The 17,202-nt window shown below is 64.0% G+C and carries 14 protein-coding genes; 10 read left to right on the top strand and 4 right to left on the bottom strand.

Features of this window, described 5'->3' with window-relative positions; translation table 11 throughout:
• The first annotated feature begins 73 nt into the window (after nt 1–73).
• From MMF96_RS12670 to MMF96_RS12695, 6 genes are all read left to right on the top strand, one after another.
• Nucleotides 74–778: a YcnI family protein gene (locus MMF96_RS12670; protein WP_176616161.1), complete on the top strand. Its 705-nt coding sequence runs from the start codon at nt 74–76 to the stop codon at nt 776–778.
• A 9-nt stretch (nt 779–787) separates the two neighbouring features.
• Entirely contained in the window at nt 788–1,357 is a 570-nt protein-coding gene (locus tag MMF96_RS12675) for a copper resistance CopC family protein (protein ID WP_256883729.1), read from the top strand.
• A gap of 212 nt (nt 1,358–1,569) precedes the next feature.
• Complete coding sequence (locus MMF96_RS12680; RefSeq protein ID WP_256883730.1) at nt 1,570–2,937, top strand: MFS transporter; 1,368 nt, start codon at nt 1,570–1,572, stop codon at nt 2,935–2,937.
• Nucleotides 2,938–3,010: 73 nt separating this feature from the next.
• A complete protein-coding gene (locus MMF96_RS12685) occupies nt 3,011–3,676 on the top strand; it encodes a response regulator transcription factor (RefSeq protein ID WP_176616164.1) in 666 nt (221 codons plus the stop codon).
• Nucleotides 3,673–5,148, top strand: a complete 1,476-nt coding sequence (locus MMF96_RS12690; protein ID WP_176616165.1) for a HAMP domain-containing sensor histidine kinase — start codon at nt 3,673–3,675, stop codon at nt 5,146–5,148. Before MMF96_RS12685 ends, MMF96_RS12690 begins: the two co-directional genes overlap by 4 nt.
• Nucleotides 5,141–6,142: a TAXI family TRAP transporter solute-binding subunit gene (locus tag MMF96_RS12695; RefSeq protein WP_176616166.1), complete on the top strand. Its 1,002-nt coding sequence runs from the start codon at nt 5,141–5,143 to the stop codon at nt 6,140–6,142. Before MMF96_RS12690 ends, MMF96_RS12695 begins: the two co-directional genes overlap by 8 nt.
• A gap of 71 nt (nt 6,143–6,213) precedes the next feature.
• Here the strand turns inward: MMF96_RS12695 and MMF96_RS12700 are convergent, their stop codons facing one another.
• On the bottom strand, nt 6,214–7,011 hold the full coding sequence (locus MMF96_RS12700; RefSeq protein ID WP_375141432.1) for a glycosidase: 798 nt from the start codon (nt 7,009–7,011) through the stop codon (nt 6,214–6,216).
• Nucleotides 7,012–7,147: 136 nt separating this feature from the next.
• Nucleotides 7,148–10,267: a DUF3427 domain-containing protein gene (locus MMF96_RS12705; RefSeq protein ID WP_256883738.1), complete on the bottom strand. Its 3,120-nt coding sequence runs from the start codon at nt 10,265–10,267 to the stop codon at nt 7,148–7,150.
• 190 nt (nt 10,268–10,457) lie between these two features.
• Between MMF96_RS12705 and MMF96_RS12710 the strand changes: the two genes are divergently transcribed.
• Complete coding sequence (locus MMF96_RS12710) at nt 10,458–11,996, top strand: PD-(D/E)XK nuclease family protein (protein ID WP_176616167.1); 1,539 nt, start codon at nt 10,458–10,460, stop codon at nt 11,994–11,996.
• A gap of 75 nt (nt 11,997–12,071) precedes the next feature.
• Nucleotides 12,072–13,736, top strand: a complete 1,665-nt coding sequence (locus tag MMF96_RS12715; RefSeq protein ID WP_176616168.1) for an NERD domain-containing protein — start codon at nt 12,072–12,074, stop codon at nt 13,734–13,736.
• Here MMF96_RS12715 and MMF96_RS12720 read toward each other — a convergent pair.
• Nucleotides 13,733–14,428, bottom strand: coding sequence for an NUDIX domain-containing protein (locus MMF96_RS12720; RefSeq protein ID WP_256883731.1), 696 nt, complete (start codon nt 14,426–14,428; stop codon nt 13,733–13,735). The two genes, MMF96_RS12715 and MMF96_RS12720, sit on opposite strands and share 4 nt — an antisense overlap.
• A 129-nt stretch (nt 14,429–14,557) precedes the next feature.
• On the opposite strand from MMF96_RS12720, the gene MMF96_RS12725 reads away from it, so the two are divergent.
• A complete protein-coding gene (locus tag MMF96_RS12725; RefSeq protein ID WP_256883732.1) occupies nt 14,558–15,472 on the top strand; it encodes an ARPP-1 family domain-containing protein in 915 nt (304 codons plus the stop codon).
• A gap of 81 nt (nt 15,473–15,553) precedes the next feature.
• A complete protein-coding gene (locus MMF96_RS12730; protein ID WP_256883733.1) occupies nt 15,554–16,591 on the top strand; it encodes an ADP-ribosylglycohydrolase family protein in 1,038 nt (345 codons plus the stop codon).
• A gap of 25 nt (nt 16,592–16,616) precedes the next feature.
• Here MMF96_RS12730 and MMF96_RS12735 read toward each other — a convergent pair whose 3' ends face one another.
• Nucleotides 16,617–17,102 (bottom strand): GntR family transcriptional regulator, encoded by a 486-nt coding sequence (locus MMF96_RS12735; protein WP_256883734.1) that lies wholly within the window; start codon nt 17,100–17,102, stop codon nt 16,617–16,619.
• Nucleotides 17,103–17,202 lie beyond the last annotated feature (100 nt).

Consider the following 17,202-nt stretch of genomic DNA (forward strand, 5'->3'; position numbering starts at 1 on the left):
GACCCGTCTCCGGCGTCCGGGCCGCCCGCCGCATACCCACACCCACAGCTTCAGAGCCCCTGAAAGGCCCACCATGAAATCCCCAGCACGCCGCACCCTCAAGACCATCGCCACCGGCGCCCTCGCCGCCGCCTTCCTGGCCGCCGGCGCCGCCGCCGCATCCGCCCACGTCCACGCCGTCGCCGATGACCCGGCAGCCAACGGCTACACACACGTAACGTTCAACGTGCCCAACGAATCGGACACCGCCAAGACCACCAAGCTCGTGGTCAAACTCCCCACCGACCACCCCTTCACCTCCGTCTCCGTCAAGGCCCTGGACGGCTGGACCGCGAAGGTCATCACCACCAAGCTCCCCAAGCCTGTCACCGTGGGCGGCAGCGAGGTGACCAAGGCAGCCACCTCCGTGGAATGGACCGCCGACGCCGCCCACCAGATCGGCCCGAACGAATACCAGTCCTTCTCCCTGTCCCTGGGCAAGCTCCCCAAGGCAGGCACCACCGTCCTGCTGCCGGCCAGCCAGACCTACACGGACGGTTCGGTGGTGAACTGGGACCAGAAGGCCGTCGCCGGCCAGGCCGAACCCGAGCACCCGGCCCCGTCGTTCGTCACGACCGCCGCCGACGGCGCCACCCCGGCCGCCGACCCAGCCACCACCAGCGACACCGGCAATGCCGCCTCCGTGTGGGGCATCGTGCTCGGCGCCGCGGGCCTGCTCCTGGGCGGCACCGCACTGGGCATGGTCCTTGCCGGCCGCCGCAAGCCAACGGCGAAATAAGGAAATGCCATGAGCAACCGCACCACAGCACACCGCCGCCTGGGCCCGTTCGCGCGGGCGCTGCTGGCCGTCGTCGCACTGGCGGCGTTCATGCTCCCCATGGCCGCGGCGCAGGCGCATGACCAGCTGGAGGGCACCAGCCCCGCAGACGGTTCAACCGTCACCGCCGTGCCGGCCAGGATCGGGCTGACGTTCAACCACACGCCCACCGCGATCGGCTCGGAGATCCTGGTCAAGGATGCGGCAGGCACCAACTGGGCCGAAGGCCCCGTGAACATCGTTGACAACCACGTCACGCAGGGTGTCAAGCCGGGTGCCCCGGCCGGAAAGTACACGGTGGAGTGGCGGATTGTCTCCTCGGATTCGCACCCCGTCGAAGGGACATTTTCCTTCACGGCCACCGGCGGCGCCAGTGCGCCGGCGGCGGCAAGCGGGCCGACGGCGTCGGCTGTCGCGGCGGAAGGTTCCTCCGGCCCGGCGGTGCCGTGGGGCATCATCGGCGGAGCTGCCGGCATCCTGGTGGTGATCGTTGCCGGGCTGTCCATCGCCAGGCGGCAGCTGAGCAAGGACACCGACTAGGCGGGGGGCAGGGGTCGCGCCCCAGTGGTCGAGACCCCGGCCCGACTGCCCGCCCACGCCCGGAAACCCCGCCGCATTCTCCTTGCAACCGGCAAACCTAAGGAAGTGTTAGGAAAGCCCGGATCGGCTTTGTTGTGCCCCGGATCACGCATAACTTGGCTTGTGCCCCATCACTTCTTCGGGGCCACAACCCAAAACGTCGAGGAGGATCCATGGGCGCACCTGCCGTGGACAAGGCACGTGAGCGCGCAACGACGCGGCGCATCACAAGCAACATTTTCAAGGGTTCCGTGGGGAACCTCATCGAATGGTACGACTGGTATGTCTACGCGGCCTTTGCCGTGTACTTTTCGGCCGAGTTCTTCCCGGCGGGCGACTCCACGTCGCGGCTGCTGAACACGGCGGCCATCTTCGCCGTCGGCTTCCTGATGCGCCCGCTCGGAAGCCTGATCCTGGGCCGGTACGCGGACCGCCACGGCCGCCGGGCCGCGCTCACGCTGTCCATCACGGTGATGGCCGCCGGTTCGTTGATCATTGCCTGCACACCGGGCTTCGAGACCATCGGCGTGTGGGCGCCCATCATCCTCGTCGTCGCCCGGCTCATCCAGGGCCTGTCCCTGGGCGGCGAATACGGCACCTCCGCCACGTACCTTTCGGAAATGGCCAGCAGCGGCCGCCGCGGCTTCTACTCCAGCTTCCAGTACGTCACCCTCATCGCCGGGCAGCTGATTGCCCTCGGCGTGCAGATCATCCTGCAACAACTCCTCAGCGATTCCGACATGAAGACGTGGGGCTGGCGGATCCCGTTCGTGCTCGGCGCCATCTTTGCCCTGACAGTCCTGTGGCTGCGCCGCACCATGGATGAATCCGAGCAGTTCACCCGGCTGGGCAAGGAATCCACGTCCCAGGCCGGCACCATCCGCATCCTGCTCCAGCACCCCAAGGCCGTCATGACCGTCGTCGGGCTTACCCTGGGCGGCACGGTGGCGTTCTACACCTACACCACGTACATGCAAAAGTTCATGGTCAACACCGTGGGCATCGACAAGTCCACTGTCAGCTGGATCAACTTCTTCGCCCTGCTGGCCTTCGTGGTCCTGCAGCCCGTGGCCGGAGCTCTGTCAGACCGGATTGGGCGCCGTCCGCTGCTGCTCGGCTTCGGCATCCTCGGCACGCTCCTGACCGTTCCCCTGTTCTTCCTCATGGCGGGGACCAAAAACCCCGTGGGGGCGTTCCTGCTCATGATGGTGGGCCTGGTCATCGTCAGCGGCTACACGTCCATCAACGCCATTGTTAAGGCCGAGCTTTTCCCGACGGAAATCCGTGCCCTGGGCGTCGGGCTGCCGTACGCGCTCACCGTGGCCATCTTTGGCGGCACCGCGGAATTCATCGCCCTTGGACTGAAGAGCATCGGGCTGGAGCCGGTGTTTTACTTCTACGTGGCCGCCTGCATCGCCGTCAGCTTCATCGTCTACTGGAGGATGGGCGAGTCGTCGAAGACCTCGCACATCGAGGCCGAAGCCCTCGGGTCCACGCCCGACGGCGGCACCCCCGACCTGGACGACGTCGCCGCCCGGTAATCTGGAAGCACACTGGCCCGGGCAGCCTGTCACCGCGACAGGCTGCCCGGCACTGCCGCAAAGGGACTGACGCGTGGACTTGCTGATCGTTGAGGACGACGACGCCGTTGCCTCCGCCCTGCTTGCGGCCGTGGGTTCCGCCGGGCACCAGGCCGCCAGGGTGTTCCGTGGCAGCGACGCCCTGCTCCGGCACCACGGGGCGGACATGGTCCTGCTTGATTTGGGCCTGCCGGACATGGACGGCCTGGACGTGTTGCGCAAGCTGCGCCAGGTGACCCTGGCCCCCGTCATCATCCTCACGGCCCGCGATGATGAACGCAGCGTGGTCCGAGGCCTGCGGCTGGGCGCGGACGACTACCTGGTCAAACCGGTCAAGCTCGCCGAACTGCTGGCCCGGATCGAAGCCGTGGGCCGGCGGATGGGGCGTGCGGCGCCCCAAAGCAGCCAGCTCACCGCCGGAGCCCTCACGCTCAACTCGGACCACCGAACCGCCGAGCTGGATGGCCGGCTCCTGGCATTGACCCCCACCGAGTTCGGGTTGTTGGAACTGCTGGTCCGCCATGGCGGCTCCATCGCCACCCGCGAACAAATCATGGATGCCCTCTGGGGCGACGCCTTCGTGGCAGCCTCGCGTTCCCTGGACGTCCACCTGACCGGCTTGCGCGCCAAGCTGGGCCGGCCGGGCTACATCGTCAACGTCCGCGGCGTCGGCTACCGCTTCGAAGCGAACCCGGGGTGAGGGTCCGCGTCCTGGGCGTCCTGGGCCTTCTGTCCGTGCTGCTGGTGGTGGGCCTGGCGTATTCGATCCTGAGCGCCGGCAGCCGCGCGCTCGGACAGGACCTGGAAATCAACCGGCTGGCCTCGCTCAACCGTTTTTCCCAGGTGGCCGCGGATGCCGCCGCCACCCATGAGTGGGCCGGGCTGAAGACGGCGATGGATACCTACTCCAAGCTCTACGGCGAAGGGATCCTGGTTCACACCCAGGATCGCACCCTGGTTTCGGGCGTGCTCGATCCCGCCCGGGCGGATGTCAGGGATGCCCTGTTCAATGCCAGCCTGAACCTGAGCCTGACCAAGCTGCCGGCGCTGCGTCCCGTCGGCCCCGGCACGATGCTCGTGTCCACATCCTTTGGCAGCGCGAACCAGGTCATGGGCGAGGTGGTCCTGGAAGTCGACGCCGGTACCGCCCAGGCCAAGCTGAGGACGCTGTGGATCTTGGTCATTGCAGCGGGAGCCCTGCTGGAAGTCGGGCTGCTGTTTGGTGCGGCCCGGGTGACCCGGTGGGTGCTGCGGCCCATCCACCGGCTCAATTCCGCCGTGGTGGAACTGGAGGAAACCGGCTCCATGCGCCGCGTCCCCGAGGACGGGCCGCCGGAGTTGCGGGAGCTCAGCCGCTCGCTGACCACCATGGCCGCGGCGGTCAAGGGGAGCCTCGAGCAGCAGCGCCAGCTGATTGCGGACACCTCCCACCAATTGCGCAACCCCGTGGCCGCCCTGAGGCTGCGGGTGGACCTGCTCCAGCTCAAGGCAGGTCCGGAGCCCGAGGCATTCTCCGCCGTCACGGCCGAGCTGGGCCGGGTGGAGGAACTCCTTGACGGGGTGCTCATGCTGGCCACGGCGGAAAACCGCGCCTTTGAGGGCACGGCGGGGAAGGCCGTGGGCCCGGTGCCCGCCTCGGAGCACGACCGGGCGAACGCCTTGCTGGCCGTGCAGGAAGAACTGGACAGGGCCACGGCGGCGGCCACCGGCAGCGGGACGAAATTGTCACTTCAAAGCAGCCCGGACGCCGAGCTTTATGTGGCCTGCAGCCCCTTTGAACTGGCCCAAATGCTGGGCGAGCTGCTGGAAAATGCCATCAAGTACGCCCCCGGCGGCCATATCCGGCTCACCCTCAAGGCATCTGCCGCCACCGTGGACATTGAGGTGTCCGACGACGGCCCCGGCATGTCCCCCGACGACCTCGCCTTGAGCACAACGCGGTTTTGGCGGTCGCCGGACCACCGGGACATCCGGGGCACCGGGCTGGGCCTGACCATTGTGGACCGGCTGGCCGAAGCCAACGGCGGCACGCTGGTGCTGGGCCCCAGCGAGCCGCACGGGCTGCGGGCCAGGCTGGTCCTGCCCCGCTGGCCGGGCCCGGACCGGCGGCCGAGCTTGTCCAGACCCAGCCGCCGGTCGAGCCTGTCGAGACCAAGGTCCTCCGATGATTGACGCCCGCCCGCCGGTCGAGGCTGTCGAGAACCAGCCGGTGACCCGCCGTCGGCTCTTCAAATCCGCCGCCGGAGCCGTTCTGGCCGGAACGATCCTGCCGGCCGTCGCGGCCTGCGCTCCTCACTCTCCGCTGGATCGTGCCGTGATTGCCGGCGGCGAGCCCGGCGGTTTCTACCTGGAATTTGCGGGTCTGCTCGCCGCGTCACTGCAGCGCAACGGCGTGGCAAGGACCGCCACCACCATTTCCACAGGCGGCAGCGCGGAGAATTTTTCCCGGATCCTCGCAGGGTCGGCCACGATGGGCCCGGTTCTGGCGGACAGCGCTGCGGACCTGATGAATGCGACCCCGGGACGCATGGTGGCCATTGGCAAGGTCTATGAGAACTACGTCCACTGCATCGTGCGGAGGGACAGCAGGATTGGCTCATTCGAAGACCTGGCCGGCAGGTCGGTGGGGACCGGCGCGGTGGGTTCCGGGACGGCGCTGGCCGCCGGCAGGATCATCGATGCTGCGGGCCTGGGGCCGGACTCACGGAATCCCGTACGGCAGCACCAGCTGGGTCTGAACGACGGGCTGGCCGCGATCCGCAAGGGTGCCATCAACGCGCTGTTGTGGTCAGGCGGTCTTCCCACAGCGGCCATCACCGCAGCCAATGCCGAAGTCGGGCTCCGGTTTCTCGACCTGGCTGCGCTGCTTCCGCGGCTGGCGTCAGGCTACGGTGGCTTTTACGAACACGCAGTGATTCCGGAGAACAGCTATGGCGGGACGCCATCCGTCAACACCATCGGCGTTGCCAATCTGCTGCTGTGCCGGGCGGACCTCAACGCCGAGACGGTCAGGCAGACGGTGCTGCTGCTGGTGGACCACGCCCGGGAGCTTATCCCGAAGTCCAGCCTCGGCATCCAGTTTCTCAGTCCCGAGACCTTGATCAACACGGCCGGGCTGCCGTTGCACCCTGCGGCCGCGGAAACGTACCGGACCCTCCACGGATAGGTCCGGCTCCCCCGCTGGTCGAGCAGCGAGCCCTGCGAGCGCGTCGAGACCAAGGGGCGCGCGGCCCGCCCCTATTCGCCCCGCAGCACGTCCTTGGTGGCGTGGTCGTAATGGAAGGTGACCGGCCCACCGGCATGTTCGAACTCGTGGTTGGCGCCGTCCCGCAGGCCGAATGCGCCGTAGTTCTCATCCCAGGAACCGTTCGCCACGGCCTTGTAGCTGTATTTTCCTGCCGGCAGGTCAGCGGTCAGCTTCCAGGTGCCGCGCTTTGCATCCAGCTTCATCTGCACGCTGTCGTGTGCGGGGTCCCAGTTCACCAGGGCGCCCAGGATGGTGCCGAAGTCCCCGGCCAGGGCTACTGAGGCCGGCTGGTCCTTATGTTCGACGCCGGATGCCTTGGCAGGTGCCTTCGTGGCGGTCTTCTTGGGGGCCGCCTTGGCCGGCGCCTTCTTGGCGGTGGCTGCGGCTTTGGTCGCGGGCTTCCTGGCGGCAGCCTTTTTGGCCACAGGCTTGGCGGGGAGCGGCGTTTCGGCCGGGACCGGGGTTCCATCGGCGAGGGCTGCGGTCAGCGCATCAACGGTCTTGAACGCAACAGTGGCCTTCAGCCCGTCCTCGGTGATTTCCCAGCCGCTGCGGCCCTTGCTCATCCAACCGGCCTTCACCAGCTCCGCGGTGGCCTTGGTCAGGTTCTTGTGGCCACGCGGAATGCCTCCGCTGAGGAGCTCGGACTCTTCCTTGCTGAAAGGGATGCGGGCCACGGCCTCTGCCAAGACCTCTCCCCCGTTGGGCTTCTGGTCCTCCCACGACCCTGCGGCCATGATGTCCAGAACTTCCTTGAGCCGGCGGTTGGTGTTGTCTCGAACGGTCACAGCGGTCCTCCTGTAGCAGCGGGTACGCAATCACTGTGGCAGGGAAGAAAACTACTATCGAGTATGTGACATCGAATTGACGCGGCCCGCTTTTCGGACTGTCTCACGACAAGTCGGGACTCCGTGCCTGAACGTCTTATTGGGCGACGGCCGCCGCGTCGGCGAACACGTCCGCCGGCATCGGCCGGTGCAGCTTCCATGTAATGGCGATTGGCTTCTCCCCCTTGTGCTGGACATAGTCGACCTGGCCAAGACACGTGTAAGGCAAGGTCAACCCGGTTTCGTCCTCAGCGGTGTCGCGGGTGAACAGCAGGACGTTGGACCCCTGCGCCTTGTGGCCTAAGTAGCGCCGGCCAACAGTGCTTGTCGGCGAAGTGTTGTTCTGCGACTCCCAATGGAACAGCTGCGGACTGATTGCATAGTCCTTGTACATGGTGGTGGCAGAGTGTTTGGCCTGGTCTTTGCTTATCGTCACAAAGAATGCGTCCGTATTGGTGGACGGACACCAGGCAACGCCTTCGCGGTGTTTGACGTTCTTCCCGGTCTCCAAAGACCCATACTGCAGGGCGGCCAAGATTTCCTCGCGCCTGTACGTCGCATGCGAATATAGCGGAATTCCCGCATACTCCATGCCAAGGCTCCTGCCGGCCCGCTTGGACGCCGCGGCTCCCAGCGCCACGATCTGCTGAATCTCGCTGCAGACATGCGGATGGCGGCGCAGGTGATCGAAGCCTTCGTCGTAGGAGGTGAATCCGCCGGCGTCGTCCCACAGCGTGAAGAAGAGCATCCTGGCGAAGACCTGCTCCCGCGGGGCCAGGTCCGCGTAGGAAGGTGCGTTGGCAGAAACTAGCATGGAATAGGCATCCGCGCGTTCTTGGTCGTCAACATGAATCAGGGCCGCCATCCGGCCGAGAAGCTTCTTCTCCGCGGCCTGGTTCAACTCGTCGTACTTCCCGCCGGCCAGTGATTCCAAGGGGGAAAGCCCGTCGATGAGCCCCGCGAGGCGCAAATAGTCGGTCCAGGAGTTCCTGGTGCTCTTGTAGATGGTCTTGACGTCATTGCCTGACCTTTCCAGGTAATTCGCCAACAACAGCTCCGAATACGACTTGATGTCGGCCACCAGTTTCGGTTTATTTAAGTTCAGCTGAGCCTTCAAGTTCGTCAGCACCACGTCCTTCGCGACCCGGTCCAGGACAATTTGGGAGCCGGATGGCAGGAAGGGAAAGTCGTCTTCCACCGCCTTCTCAAGGCGTTTCCTGCCGTAGCCTGTCATGGCCCGGTACCGGTCATCAAAGCGGAACTCGCGGTGCTGCTGCCCGATGAAGTCCAACACCGTGAGCACGGCTTTGTCGCGGGCCCGCCGGAGCCCGCGGCCCAGCTGCTGGATGAAGATCGTGGCACTCTGCGTCGGGCGCAGGAGCAGGATCGTGTCCACCTCCGGCAGGTCGAGGCCCTCATTGAAAAGGTCAACGGCGAAAATGCAGTTGATCTCGCGGTCCCGCAGCCGTCGAAGCGCAAGGGCGCGTTCGCCGTCGTCCGTCTGGCCCGACACCGCAAGCGACGCGATTCCCGCCTGATTGAACACCTGCGCCATGTACCGGGCGTGCTGCACCGAGACGCAAAAGCCGATGGCGCGCATGTCCTGGGTGCTGGTGACCTTGTCCTGCAGTTCCCTGACCACCTTGGCCGCGCGCGCACTGTGGCCCGTGTAGAGCCCGCTGAGCTGTTGCAGGTCGTACGATCCGCGCTTCCAGTCCAAATGGCTCAGGTCGACGTCGTCGGACACCCCGAAGTAGTGGAACGGGACCAGGAGATCGGCGTCAAGGGCGTCCCAGAGGCGCAGTTCGCTCGCCGTCCGCCCATCGAAGTACAGGTCGGCGACGTGGATGCCGTCGCCCCGCTCGGGCGTGGCCGTCAGCCCGAGCAGTTCCAGCGGCTGAAGGTGTTCCATCAGCTTCCGGTACGTGGACGCGGCCGAGTGGTGGAACTCGTCAATGACGACGACGTCGAACCGGTCTGCGGGCAGCACGCCGATGCCCTTGGCGGAGAGCGATTGGACGCTGGCGAAAACGTGCTTCCACTGTTTGGGCTTGTCTGCTCCGACGAACAGTTCGCCGAAGGCTCCGTCCTGCATGACGTTGCGGTAGGTGGTCAGCGACTGTTGCAGGATTTCCTTGCGGTGGGCGACGAACAGCAGGCTCAGATCCCGACCGGCGGCTTCGCAGAGTTGCTTGTAGTCGACGGCTGCGATGACTGTCTTCCCAGTGCCCGTGGCCGCGACGATCAGGTTTCGGTGGAAACCCTTGGCTCGTTCGGCATCGAGGTCTTCAAGCATCTCGACCTGGTGCAGGAACGGTTCCACCTCAAGGCCCGTGTATCCCGTGGGGGCGGAGGTCAGCTTGCCGCCGTTGCGCTGCAAGGCTGCGTCAAGTTTGGCAGCATCCGTGGCGGGGTCATAGTCCTGGAACGCCCGCTGTTCCCAATAGCTGTCGAAGGTGATGGCAAACTTCTGCAGGAGTGCAGGTGTCCCGATGTTGGAGAGGCGTACGTTCCATTCGAGGCCGTCCAGCATGGCGGCCCGGCTCAGGTTCGAGCTTCCAACGTAGGCGGTGCTGAAACCGGTCTTCCGGTCGAAGAGCCAGGCCTTGGCATGCAGCCTGGTGGACTGTGTCTCATAGCTGATCTTGACCTCGGCGCCGTACTTGTTAGCGAGGTGGTCGATGGCGCGGCGTTCGGTGGCGCCCATGTAAGTGGTGGTGATGACCCGGAATTTCCCGCCGCGCTCCTTCAGCCCTTCGAGTGCCGGTTCCAGCAGGCGGATTCCCGTCCACCGGATGAAGGCGCAGAGCAGGTCCACTGCGTCGGCGGACTCGATCTCCGCCCGGATCTCGGCGGCAAGGTTTGGATCGTCCTTGCCGTTGGTGAGCAGCGCGCTGTCGCTGAGGTTTGTGGTGGGACGGCGGAGTTGCCGGCGCTTGAGTGCATCGGGTTTGTGAAGTGACATGAGCTGGGTGGGACCCGGGGTGACCTGATTACCCGGGTCGATGACGGCCAGGATCTGGTTCGCCCTCGCAACGCGGTCCTCTTCCCTGGTGTCCATGAGCAGTTGCTGGACGGCATTGCCGACGTATCGCGCCAGTGCTGCGGGTGAGTCATCCCGGCCCAGGTCGTCCATGCCGGCCTGAAGCTCCGGCACCGCGGCGAGACGCCGGCCCAGCTCCTTTGTGTGGAGCAACTCGTAGAGTCCCTCGCCCAGCAGCTCTGGTGATCCATCCCCATCAAATGTCTTCACCTGGCCAGGGTATGTGGTGTGTACGACAAAGACGAACAGGGGCCACTTCACTGGTAGCGGCTTGCCTTCCAATGTTGCCGCTCTCAAGTAAGGTCATGTCCAGGACTGATTACCGGTTGCCTGCTGGCGTAATAACACTTGGGGATGAATGCATATGGCTGTTACTTTCGGCGAAGTCGAGATCCTCAGTCAGGCCTTCCCGGGGACCGACATGCCAGTCGCCATGTTCGTCATTGGCAAGAGCTACGGCGCGACGGAATCCGAGAGCAGCCTTTACGACATGACCCGTGGCAATTGGCGCATCGGATCCGGCAGCAGGGACGCAGCAAAGATCGCCCTTGGAATCGCCGACGGCATCATCCGGACGGCGTTCATCATCGATTCTTGGGGGACAAGTGAACAGCGCTATGCCCCAGCCGTTGCCGAAAGCATGAAGAACCGCCACTATTTCACTGGACACCGATCCGCCGAAACGGACGCATGGATTGGGCAGTCGGTCCACCACCTTGCACCGCCCCATGGTGCGGCGAATCCGGTCCGGTTGTTTCTCCATGGCATCCCGGCCCCGGTTCAAACATCCCAGGTGAGTTTCGCGCAGGTACTTGCCACGGAACCGCTTGCCCAGATCATGTTTGGCAACAAGGAACTGTTCCACTCGAACATGTTGGCCTGGATATTCGAGGCTTTCCCGAAGAAAGCTGACGACGTTTTCGGTCAATTTGTTAATTCCGGGAGTGGCAGCGAAAGTCGTTGGGTCGACCGTGAAAAAGAGAACCTTGACATAGTTTTCCATTGGCCGGACAAGGCACCATTGGTCATCGAGAACAAGGTCTTCTCCACCCCCTCTCCTGACCAGCTAGACAAATATGCCGAAAAGGTCGCCAGGTGGCCCGTGGGCCCAGGCGCCATGCTGCTGCTGAGCCCAACCCGGTCCGGCTTTATCGAAGACGGATATCCGACTCGCTACACCACAACAGGCGGCCAACGGCTCGTGTGGAAGCACCTCAGCTTCGACCGATTGGCTGAACTGCTCGAGGTTGCCTTCGACAGGGAGGAACCAAGCTACGAGGTGGAAACTGTCAGACGTTACGCCAAGGTCCTGCTCTCATTGGGCGGGCTGGTGGACGCAACACGTATCAAGGACAGAGACGAACCGGTGTTTGATCCCGCTGGCGACGTTGACCAATACCTGACCAAACAGATGGTCTCGGGCCTGTCCAAGACTCGGGCGGAACGCGTAGCTGAGCGCCTGAACGCTATCCTGAAGCAGCAGGGCCTGCCGGCGGGCGCTGACAGTCACTTCAACAATTCACGCCCTGGCGTCAGCTGGTTCACCGCCATTCACGGGAAGGAGCGGGGGATCCTTGCCGGATGGCAATATCAGGGTGGGGCCTTCCGACTGGCAATGCGCCTCCCACACCTGTCCGGCCAGGGGCTTGTCAGCAAGAACGTCAGATCCGAATTCGCACGGAATCATCCGGAGTTCTACGCTTTCGACCATTTGGACCAGATCCTGGATTCCGCAGACGTCCCCCGTTCCAACAATGAGCAAGGGAAAGCCGAAGGCGAGTTCAACCATTTCGATCCCGATTTCATTTACCGCTATAAAAAACTACCCAAGCTGTCGGTGGACCAACTACAGCGCGCTGCCCTGGCCCACGCCGAATACCTCGCGAATTTGGCCGAGTCGTGACCATGACTTCGCGTCGATCCGGATCCTACAGGTTGAATATCTCGTTGGCACCGATTACCGGAAAGGAGTCCTCCCGTGCAGTGCATTCCGCCAGACCCTGACTTCGATGACGGCCAGCTGGCCGAGAAGTCAGTCTGGGACTCGTTGAAGGCTGATCTGCCCGAAGACGTCGTGCTGGCCCACTCTGTGCAGGTCCGACATGGCCGGGCTGAGCACGAGATCGACATTCTGGTGCTTTGGCCGGGTGTGGGCCTTGCCGCCATAGAAGTAAAAGGCGGACAAATTACCAATGATCACGGGCAGTGGTTTCAGTCTGGTGGCAAAGATGGAAAGCATAAACTCCGCGATCCTCTGGCCCAGTCGCAAAGCTCCGCTCATGCCTTCAAGAACTGGCTGGCCGACCAGATCGGCACCCCGCTGACAAGCCGTTTCATATACATGGCCGCCTTCCCATACTCGGTTATGTCGCCCGACTGGGTAAAGTCCGGGAGTCCCCGCGCGCTTTTTCTTGCTCAAGAAGACCTTGGAAATGCTGCCGAAAAAATTCGGCAGGCCATTGAAACCGAGGGCGGTGGAACTGTGCCCTTGGCGGCGTCCTTCTTGGAAAGAATTGTTCCAAGGCTGGAGGGCGGTCTCGACCAGGCGGAAACCAGTGCTACCGGATACGAGGAAGACGAAGACAAACAAGACCACCTGACCGAGCGCCAGTCGGTGCTGCTCTCGGCCACCCGCTCCTTGAGGCGGATCAGGTTTACCGGCGGGGCAGGCAGCGGCAAGACGTGGCTCGCCGTGGAGAAGGCTCGCGAGCTCTGCCGGTCCGGCAAACGCGTCGGATTGTTCTGCTACAACAAGGGACTTGGCATGCACCTCATCAATCAGGTAGGGAGGTGGCGATCAGCCAAGCCCGCTTTCACCGGGGAGTTCCATGAATATGTTCAGTCGCTGGGAATCCCCAGTGGGGAAGGTCAGGACTATTTCGATGTTGAAATGCCCAGAATGTTGAAGGAACTGGCTTCAACACTGCGTCGCGAGGAAAAGTTTGACGCGGTCATCGTTGACGAGGCCCAGGACTTCGCGCCCGGCTGGTGGGACGCCCTGCGCTCCTGCCTGAAAGATCCTGATGCTTCAGAAATCTATGCGTTCATGGATGACCGCCAGGATGTGTACAAACGTTGGGATTCGGCCGCAGCGATCCCCGGCCTAATCCCCATCCACATCGATGACAACCTGCGGAACACCAAGAAGATCGCCGAGACGTTCAAGAGTTTTGCCGGGGAAAGGTTCACCCCGCGCGGAAGCACCGGGCTTGCCGTGCGACGAGTGGAATGTTCGGAAGGGGAAGCCCTGGACGTAGCCAGTGACTGCATCGACGCCCTCATCGATGACGGCTGGGCGAACAACCAAATCGCATTGCTGACCACCAACTCGCGCCATCCCATTCATCGTGACTTCTTCGAGTCCGGAAAGATTGACGAGTACTGGCGCGAATTTCATGCCAACGAACGAGAGTTTTACGGCCACGTGCTGGGCTTCAAGGGGCTGGAACGGTCCGTCGTCATCCTGTGTGTCAACGGGTTCCGGGATATGGAAAGGGCAGCCGAACGCCTCTACGTTGGATTGTCCCGTGCCCGGACCCTGCTGGTGGTTGTCGGCGATTCCGGGCAGTTGCGTGAAGCTGGCGGCAACGAGCTGGACTTGGCCTTGTCCCGCTCCTTGAAGTGGAGCCCCTACAAGGATTAAGTTGCCCCGCGGGAAACGAACAAGGCCGCTGGCCGCCCTTTGGTTCCGTCCGACATGGCGCCGGTGGCACTCAGTTGGCGTTCCATGGTGCGGCGGAACGTGTCGCGCTGTAGCGGCTCGCCGAGAACTGATTCATGGACTTCCCGCAGTTCCTTGAGGGTGAACGGCCCAGTAAGAAGCCCGCCCGGGTCCGGTGATGTTTTGTAATTTCCGCGGATATGGGTCACGGCGTGGCCAATGATTTGGCCGTGGTCGTAGGGCAGGTCCATGGAATCGATCGCGTCGATTTCGACCAGCTCGATCACCGGCTGTGGCTTGGCCCGTGGCGCGGTCACGGCGGACCCGATCAGCGCAGCCTCCGGGACTACATCAACGTGGGCCACCGACAAGACCCAGCCGCGGTTGTCCCGATCCGGCTCGTCAAACACGTGAAGCTGACGGGGCGAGCGCCCCGTCACTCCGGCCTTCTCCCGCAAGGACCGCAGCACCGCATCAGCCAGCCTCTCCCCCGGATGAACAAAGGTCCCGGGCAGCGCCCACCCTTCCCCCGGCCCAGGGCGACGGACCAGCAGGACTTTCAGTGCGCCGTCGTGCACGGTCAACAGCGCCGTATCCACGGCGACCGACGGGCGGGGGTAATCCAGAAGCGTCTTCCCGGACCCGTCTAAGGGCCGGTCGGGTGAAGAAGTCATGACTCTATTTTGCGCAGACTTGCGCTAAATACACAACTTGCCCTATCGTTGATTTAGCGCATAAATGCGCAAATTTATACCAGGTTGAACGTGCCTCGAAAGGCTCGACCAATGATCAGGAGAACCGCCATGAAACTGCCCCAACTACACGTAGGCGTCGGCATGCAGTGCGGAGCGGCCACGTTCTTCCCGGTCTGGGTGGACGCCCGGGCAACCAAGGGCCTGGTCACAGGCACCGAAGCGAAGCTGGGCGTCAACGAGCTGTCGACTCCGGAAGTCAGCCGGCTCACGGTCACCAACCAGGGAACCAAAGCGGCGCTGCTCACTGAGGGACAGCTCCTGGAGGGCGGACAACAGCACCGAATGGCAGCCCAGACAACGTTGATCGGCGCGGGCGAAACGGCGAACATCAAGGTTGTGTGCGTTGAACAAGGGCGCTGGAACGGCAGCCCCGTCCACCTCAACACCGGCCGGCGCGCCCCGTTCCATGTCCAGGCCGGCCTGCATATGAACGGCTCGGACCACCAGGACGCTGTCTGGCAGCGGGTCCAGCGCTACGAGGGCATCCGCACCAACAGTGCGACGGGCTCCCTGGTTAAGCACCTCGACTTGCCGCGGCCCCAGGGATTCCTCCTGCCGAACCTGCTGGACGGCCAGCGTGGATTGATCATTGGAATTGAAGGCCAGGTCCTGTCCTTGGAACTGTTCGGTTCCCGGAAATTGTTCCGCCGGCACTTCGCCGCCGTGATGGATGCCTTGGTGCTGGACCTGCTGCTGTTCAGGAACCCCGCCGGCCGGGGCGCCACACGCCCGGTCCGGGCCCAGGCCGCCCGCGACTTTGTTGGGGCCATTGCGTCCAATGGCCTTGGACTCCGAAACCAGTCAGGACACCGCGGCAACGCCGGCTCCATTCCGGTACGTCGGATTGAAAACGGCCATTCCAGCCTGCCCGTCAGCGGTCTGAGTATTTGGGGCACGGAGGGAACTCAACCGCAGATCGCCCACCTCTCCGCCTGGAATGCCAAGCACGGCGTGTTCACGTAACTCAACTTCAGGCACAGCAGACAGCCCGGTCACGACCGGCTCTACCACCGTCGACTGGCTCAACCACCGAAAGGCACCACCTTGAAGCTCTCCCCCGCACAACTTGACCGCGCCGCCGGCACTCTGGTCGCCACTGCCGTCGGCGATGCGCTCGGAGCCGGCTACGAATTCGGCCCCGCACTTCCGGCCTCGGCACCCGTGGCCATGAAGGGCGGCGGCCCGTTCGGTTTTGGTCCCGCCGAATGGACTGATGACACATCCATGGCCGTCACCATCGCAACGTCGATCCTCGATGCGCTCGACGCCGGACAGTCCGCCGCGGGGGAACGCTCGCTTTCAGGCATGGTCACCGGCTGGCAGGCATGGGCCGCGGAGTCCAAGGACGTCGGGGCGCAAACCGGTTCAGTGCTGCGACGCGCGGCGCACCTGATGGCCGCAGGCAAGGCCGCGGACCAGGCGGCTTTCGCGGCTGCCCGGGCCCACCATGAGAGTGCAGGGCGATCCGCCGGCAATGGCTCCCTGATGCGCACGGCGCCCGTCGCACTGGCGTTCCTTTCTTCCGTGGCTGGCCTGTGGGAAGCCGCCGGACGGATCAGCGCATTGACCCACTATGAGGCAGACTCCACCGAGGCCTGTCAGCTATGGACGGCAGCCATCCGCCATGCCGTGCTGGAAGGCGAGCTGGATGTGCGGGTTGGGCTGCCGCTGCTGGACGACGGCCGGGCCGAGGTATGGCGTTCACGGATCGACGTCGCCGAGGCTTCGCATCCATGCGACTTCAAAAACAACGGCTGGGTGGTTGAGGCATTTCAGGGCGCGTGGTCCGCCATTTTCCGCGCCCTTGCGTCAGCGGGTGCGGTGGGGCCGGAAGCGCTCCGGCTGTCGCTGGAAAATGCCGTCCGCGGAGGAAATGACACGGACACTGTTGCCGCGATTGCCGGAGGTTTGATTGGAGCCGCCGCCGGGTACCCAACCATTCCCGCGGATTGGCTGGGGAGGCTGCACGGTTGGGGTGCCACAGGTGAACGTGCTTTGGTGAAGCTCTCCCTGGACCTGGTGGCCGGCAGGCGGCGGCCGCACCACGGGCCGCGCGTTCCGGCCACGGACTACAACTACTGAGATGGAACTGGCACGGCTGTCCTACTTAGAGGACCCCGGGATTGCTGGCGTACATTTGGAGCCGGATGTTGAGCGCTTCGGACATGTGTGCGGCGGCAATGGCTCCGGCTGTTGTGGCGTCTTCCGATTCGATGGCCTGGATCAGTGCCTCATAGTGCGTCAGCACGGTCTCCCACCGGCCTGGATACGTCAATGTCGTCAGAGGGCATCGGCGTACTTGTTGATCCAATCCCTCGGGTAGACCGACCAGCGAGGAGCTGGGAGTGGTCCGCTTGCGCGCCGCTTTTGCCGCTGCAGCCTGCTCAAGAATGATCCGCGATTCATACATGTCCACGATTTCCTCAGCCGTATGGGATCGGACTGTGAGGACCTTGCCCCGCCGCTCGACCAGGCCATCCTGCTCGAGGCGCTGGAGCGCTTCACGGACAGGGGTTCGGGACGCAGCGTACCGCTGTGTGAGTGCCATTTCCGTGAGACTCTCGTCGGGGGGTGTCCCTATGTTTTTCGTCAAGGGTTTGGGCGGGTTTTCTTTGAAGGTTCTTTCGTCCTTGTTTTTGGGCAGGGTTGAGTGGCTGGCGGGTGGTCGCCATCAGCTCGCGGGGTCGTCCGGT

This window comes from Arthrobacter sp. STN4 (genome assembly GCF_024539665.1).
Classification (GTDB): domain Bacteria; phylum Actinomycetota; class Actinomycetes; order Actinomycetales; family Micrococcaceae; genus Specibacter.

What these genes read in the sequence shown, in the direction of transcription:
- MMF96_RS12670 (WP_176616161.1), top strand. Translation starts at nt 74, where the DNA reads ATGAAATCCCCAGCACGCCGCACCCTCAAGACCATCGCCACCGGCGCC.
- MMF96_RS12675 (WP_256883729.1), top strand. Translation starts at nt 788, where the DNA reads ATGAGCAACCGCACCACAGCACACCGCCGCCTGGGCCCGTTCGCGCGG.
- MMF96_RS12680 (WP_256883730.1), top strand. Translation starts at nt 1,570, where the DNA reads ATGGGCGCACCTGCCGTGGACAAGGCACGTGAGCGCGCAACGACGCGG.
- MMF96_RS12695 (WP_176616166.1), top strand. Translation starts at nt 5,141, where the DNA reads ATGATTGACGCCCGCCCGCCGGTCGAGGCTGTCGAGAACCAGCCGGTG.
- MMF96_RS12710 (WP_176616167.1), top strand. Translation starts at nt 10,458, where the DNA reads ATGGCTGTTACTTTCGGCGAAGTCGAGATCCTCAGTCAGGCCTTCCCG.
- MMF96_RS12720 (WP_256883731.1), bottom strand. Translation starts at nt 14,428, where the DNA reads ATGACTTCTTCACCCGACCGGCCCTTAGACGGGTCCGGGAAGACGCTT.
- MMF96_RS12725 (WP_256883732.1), top strand. Translation starts at nt 14,558, where the DNA reads ATGAAACTGCCCCAACTACACGTAGGCGTCGGCATGCAGTGCGGAGCG.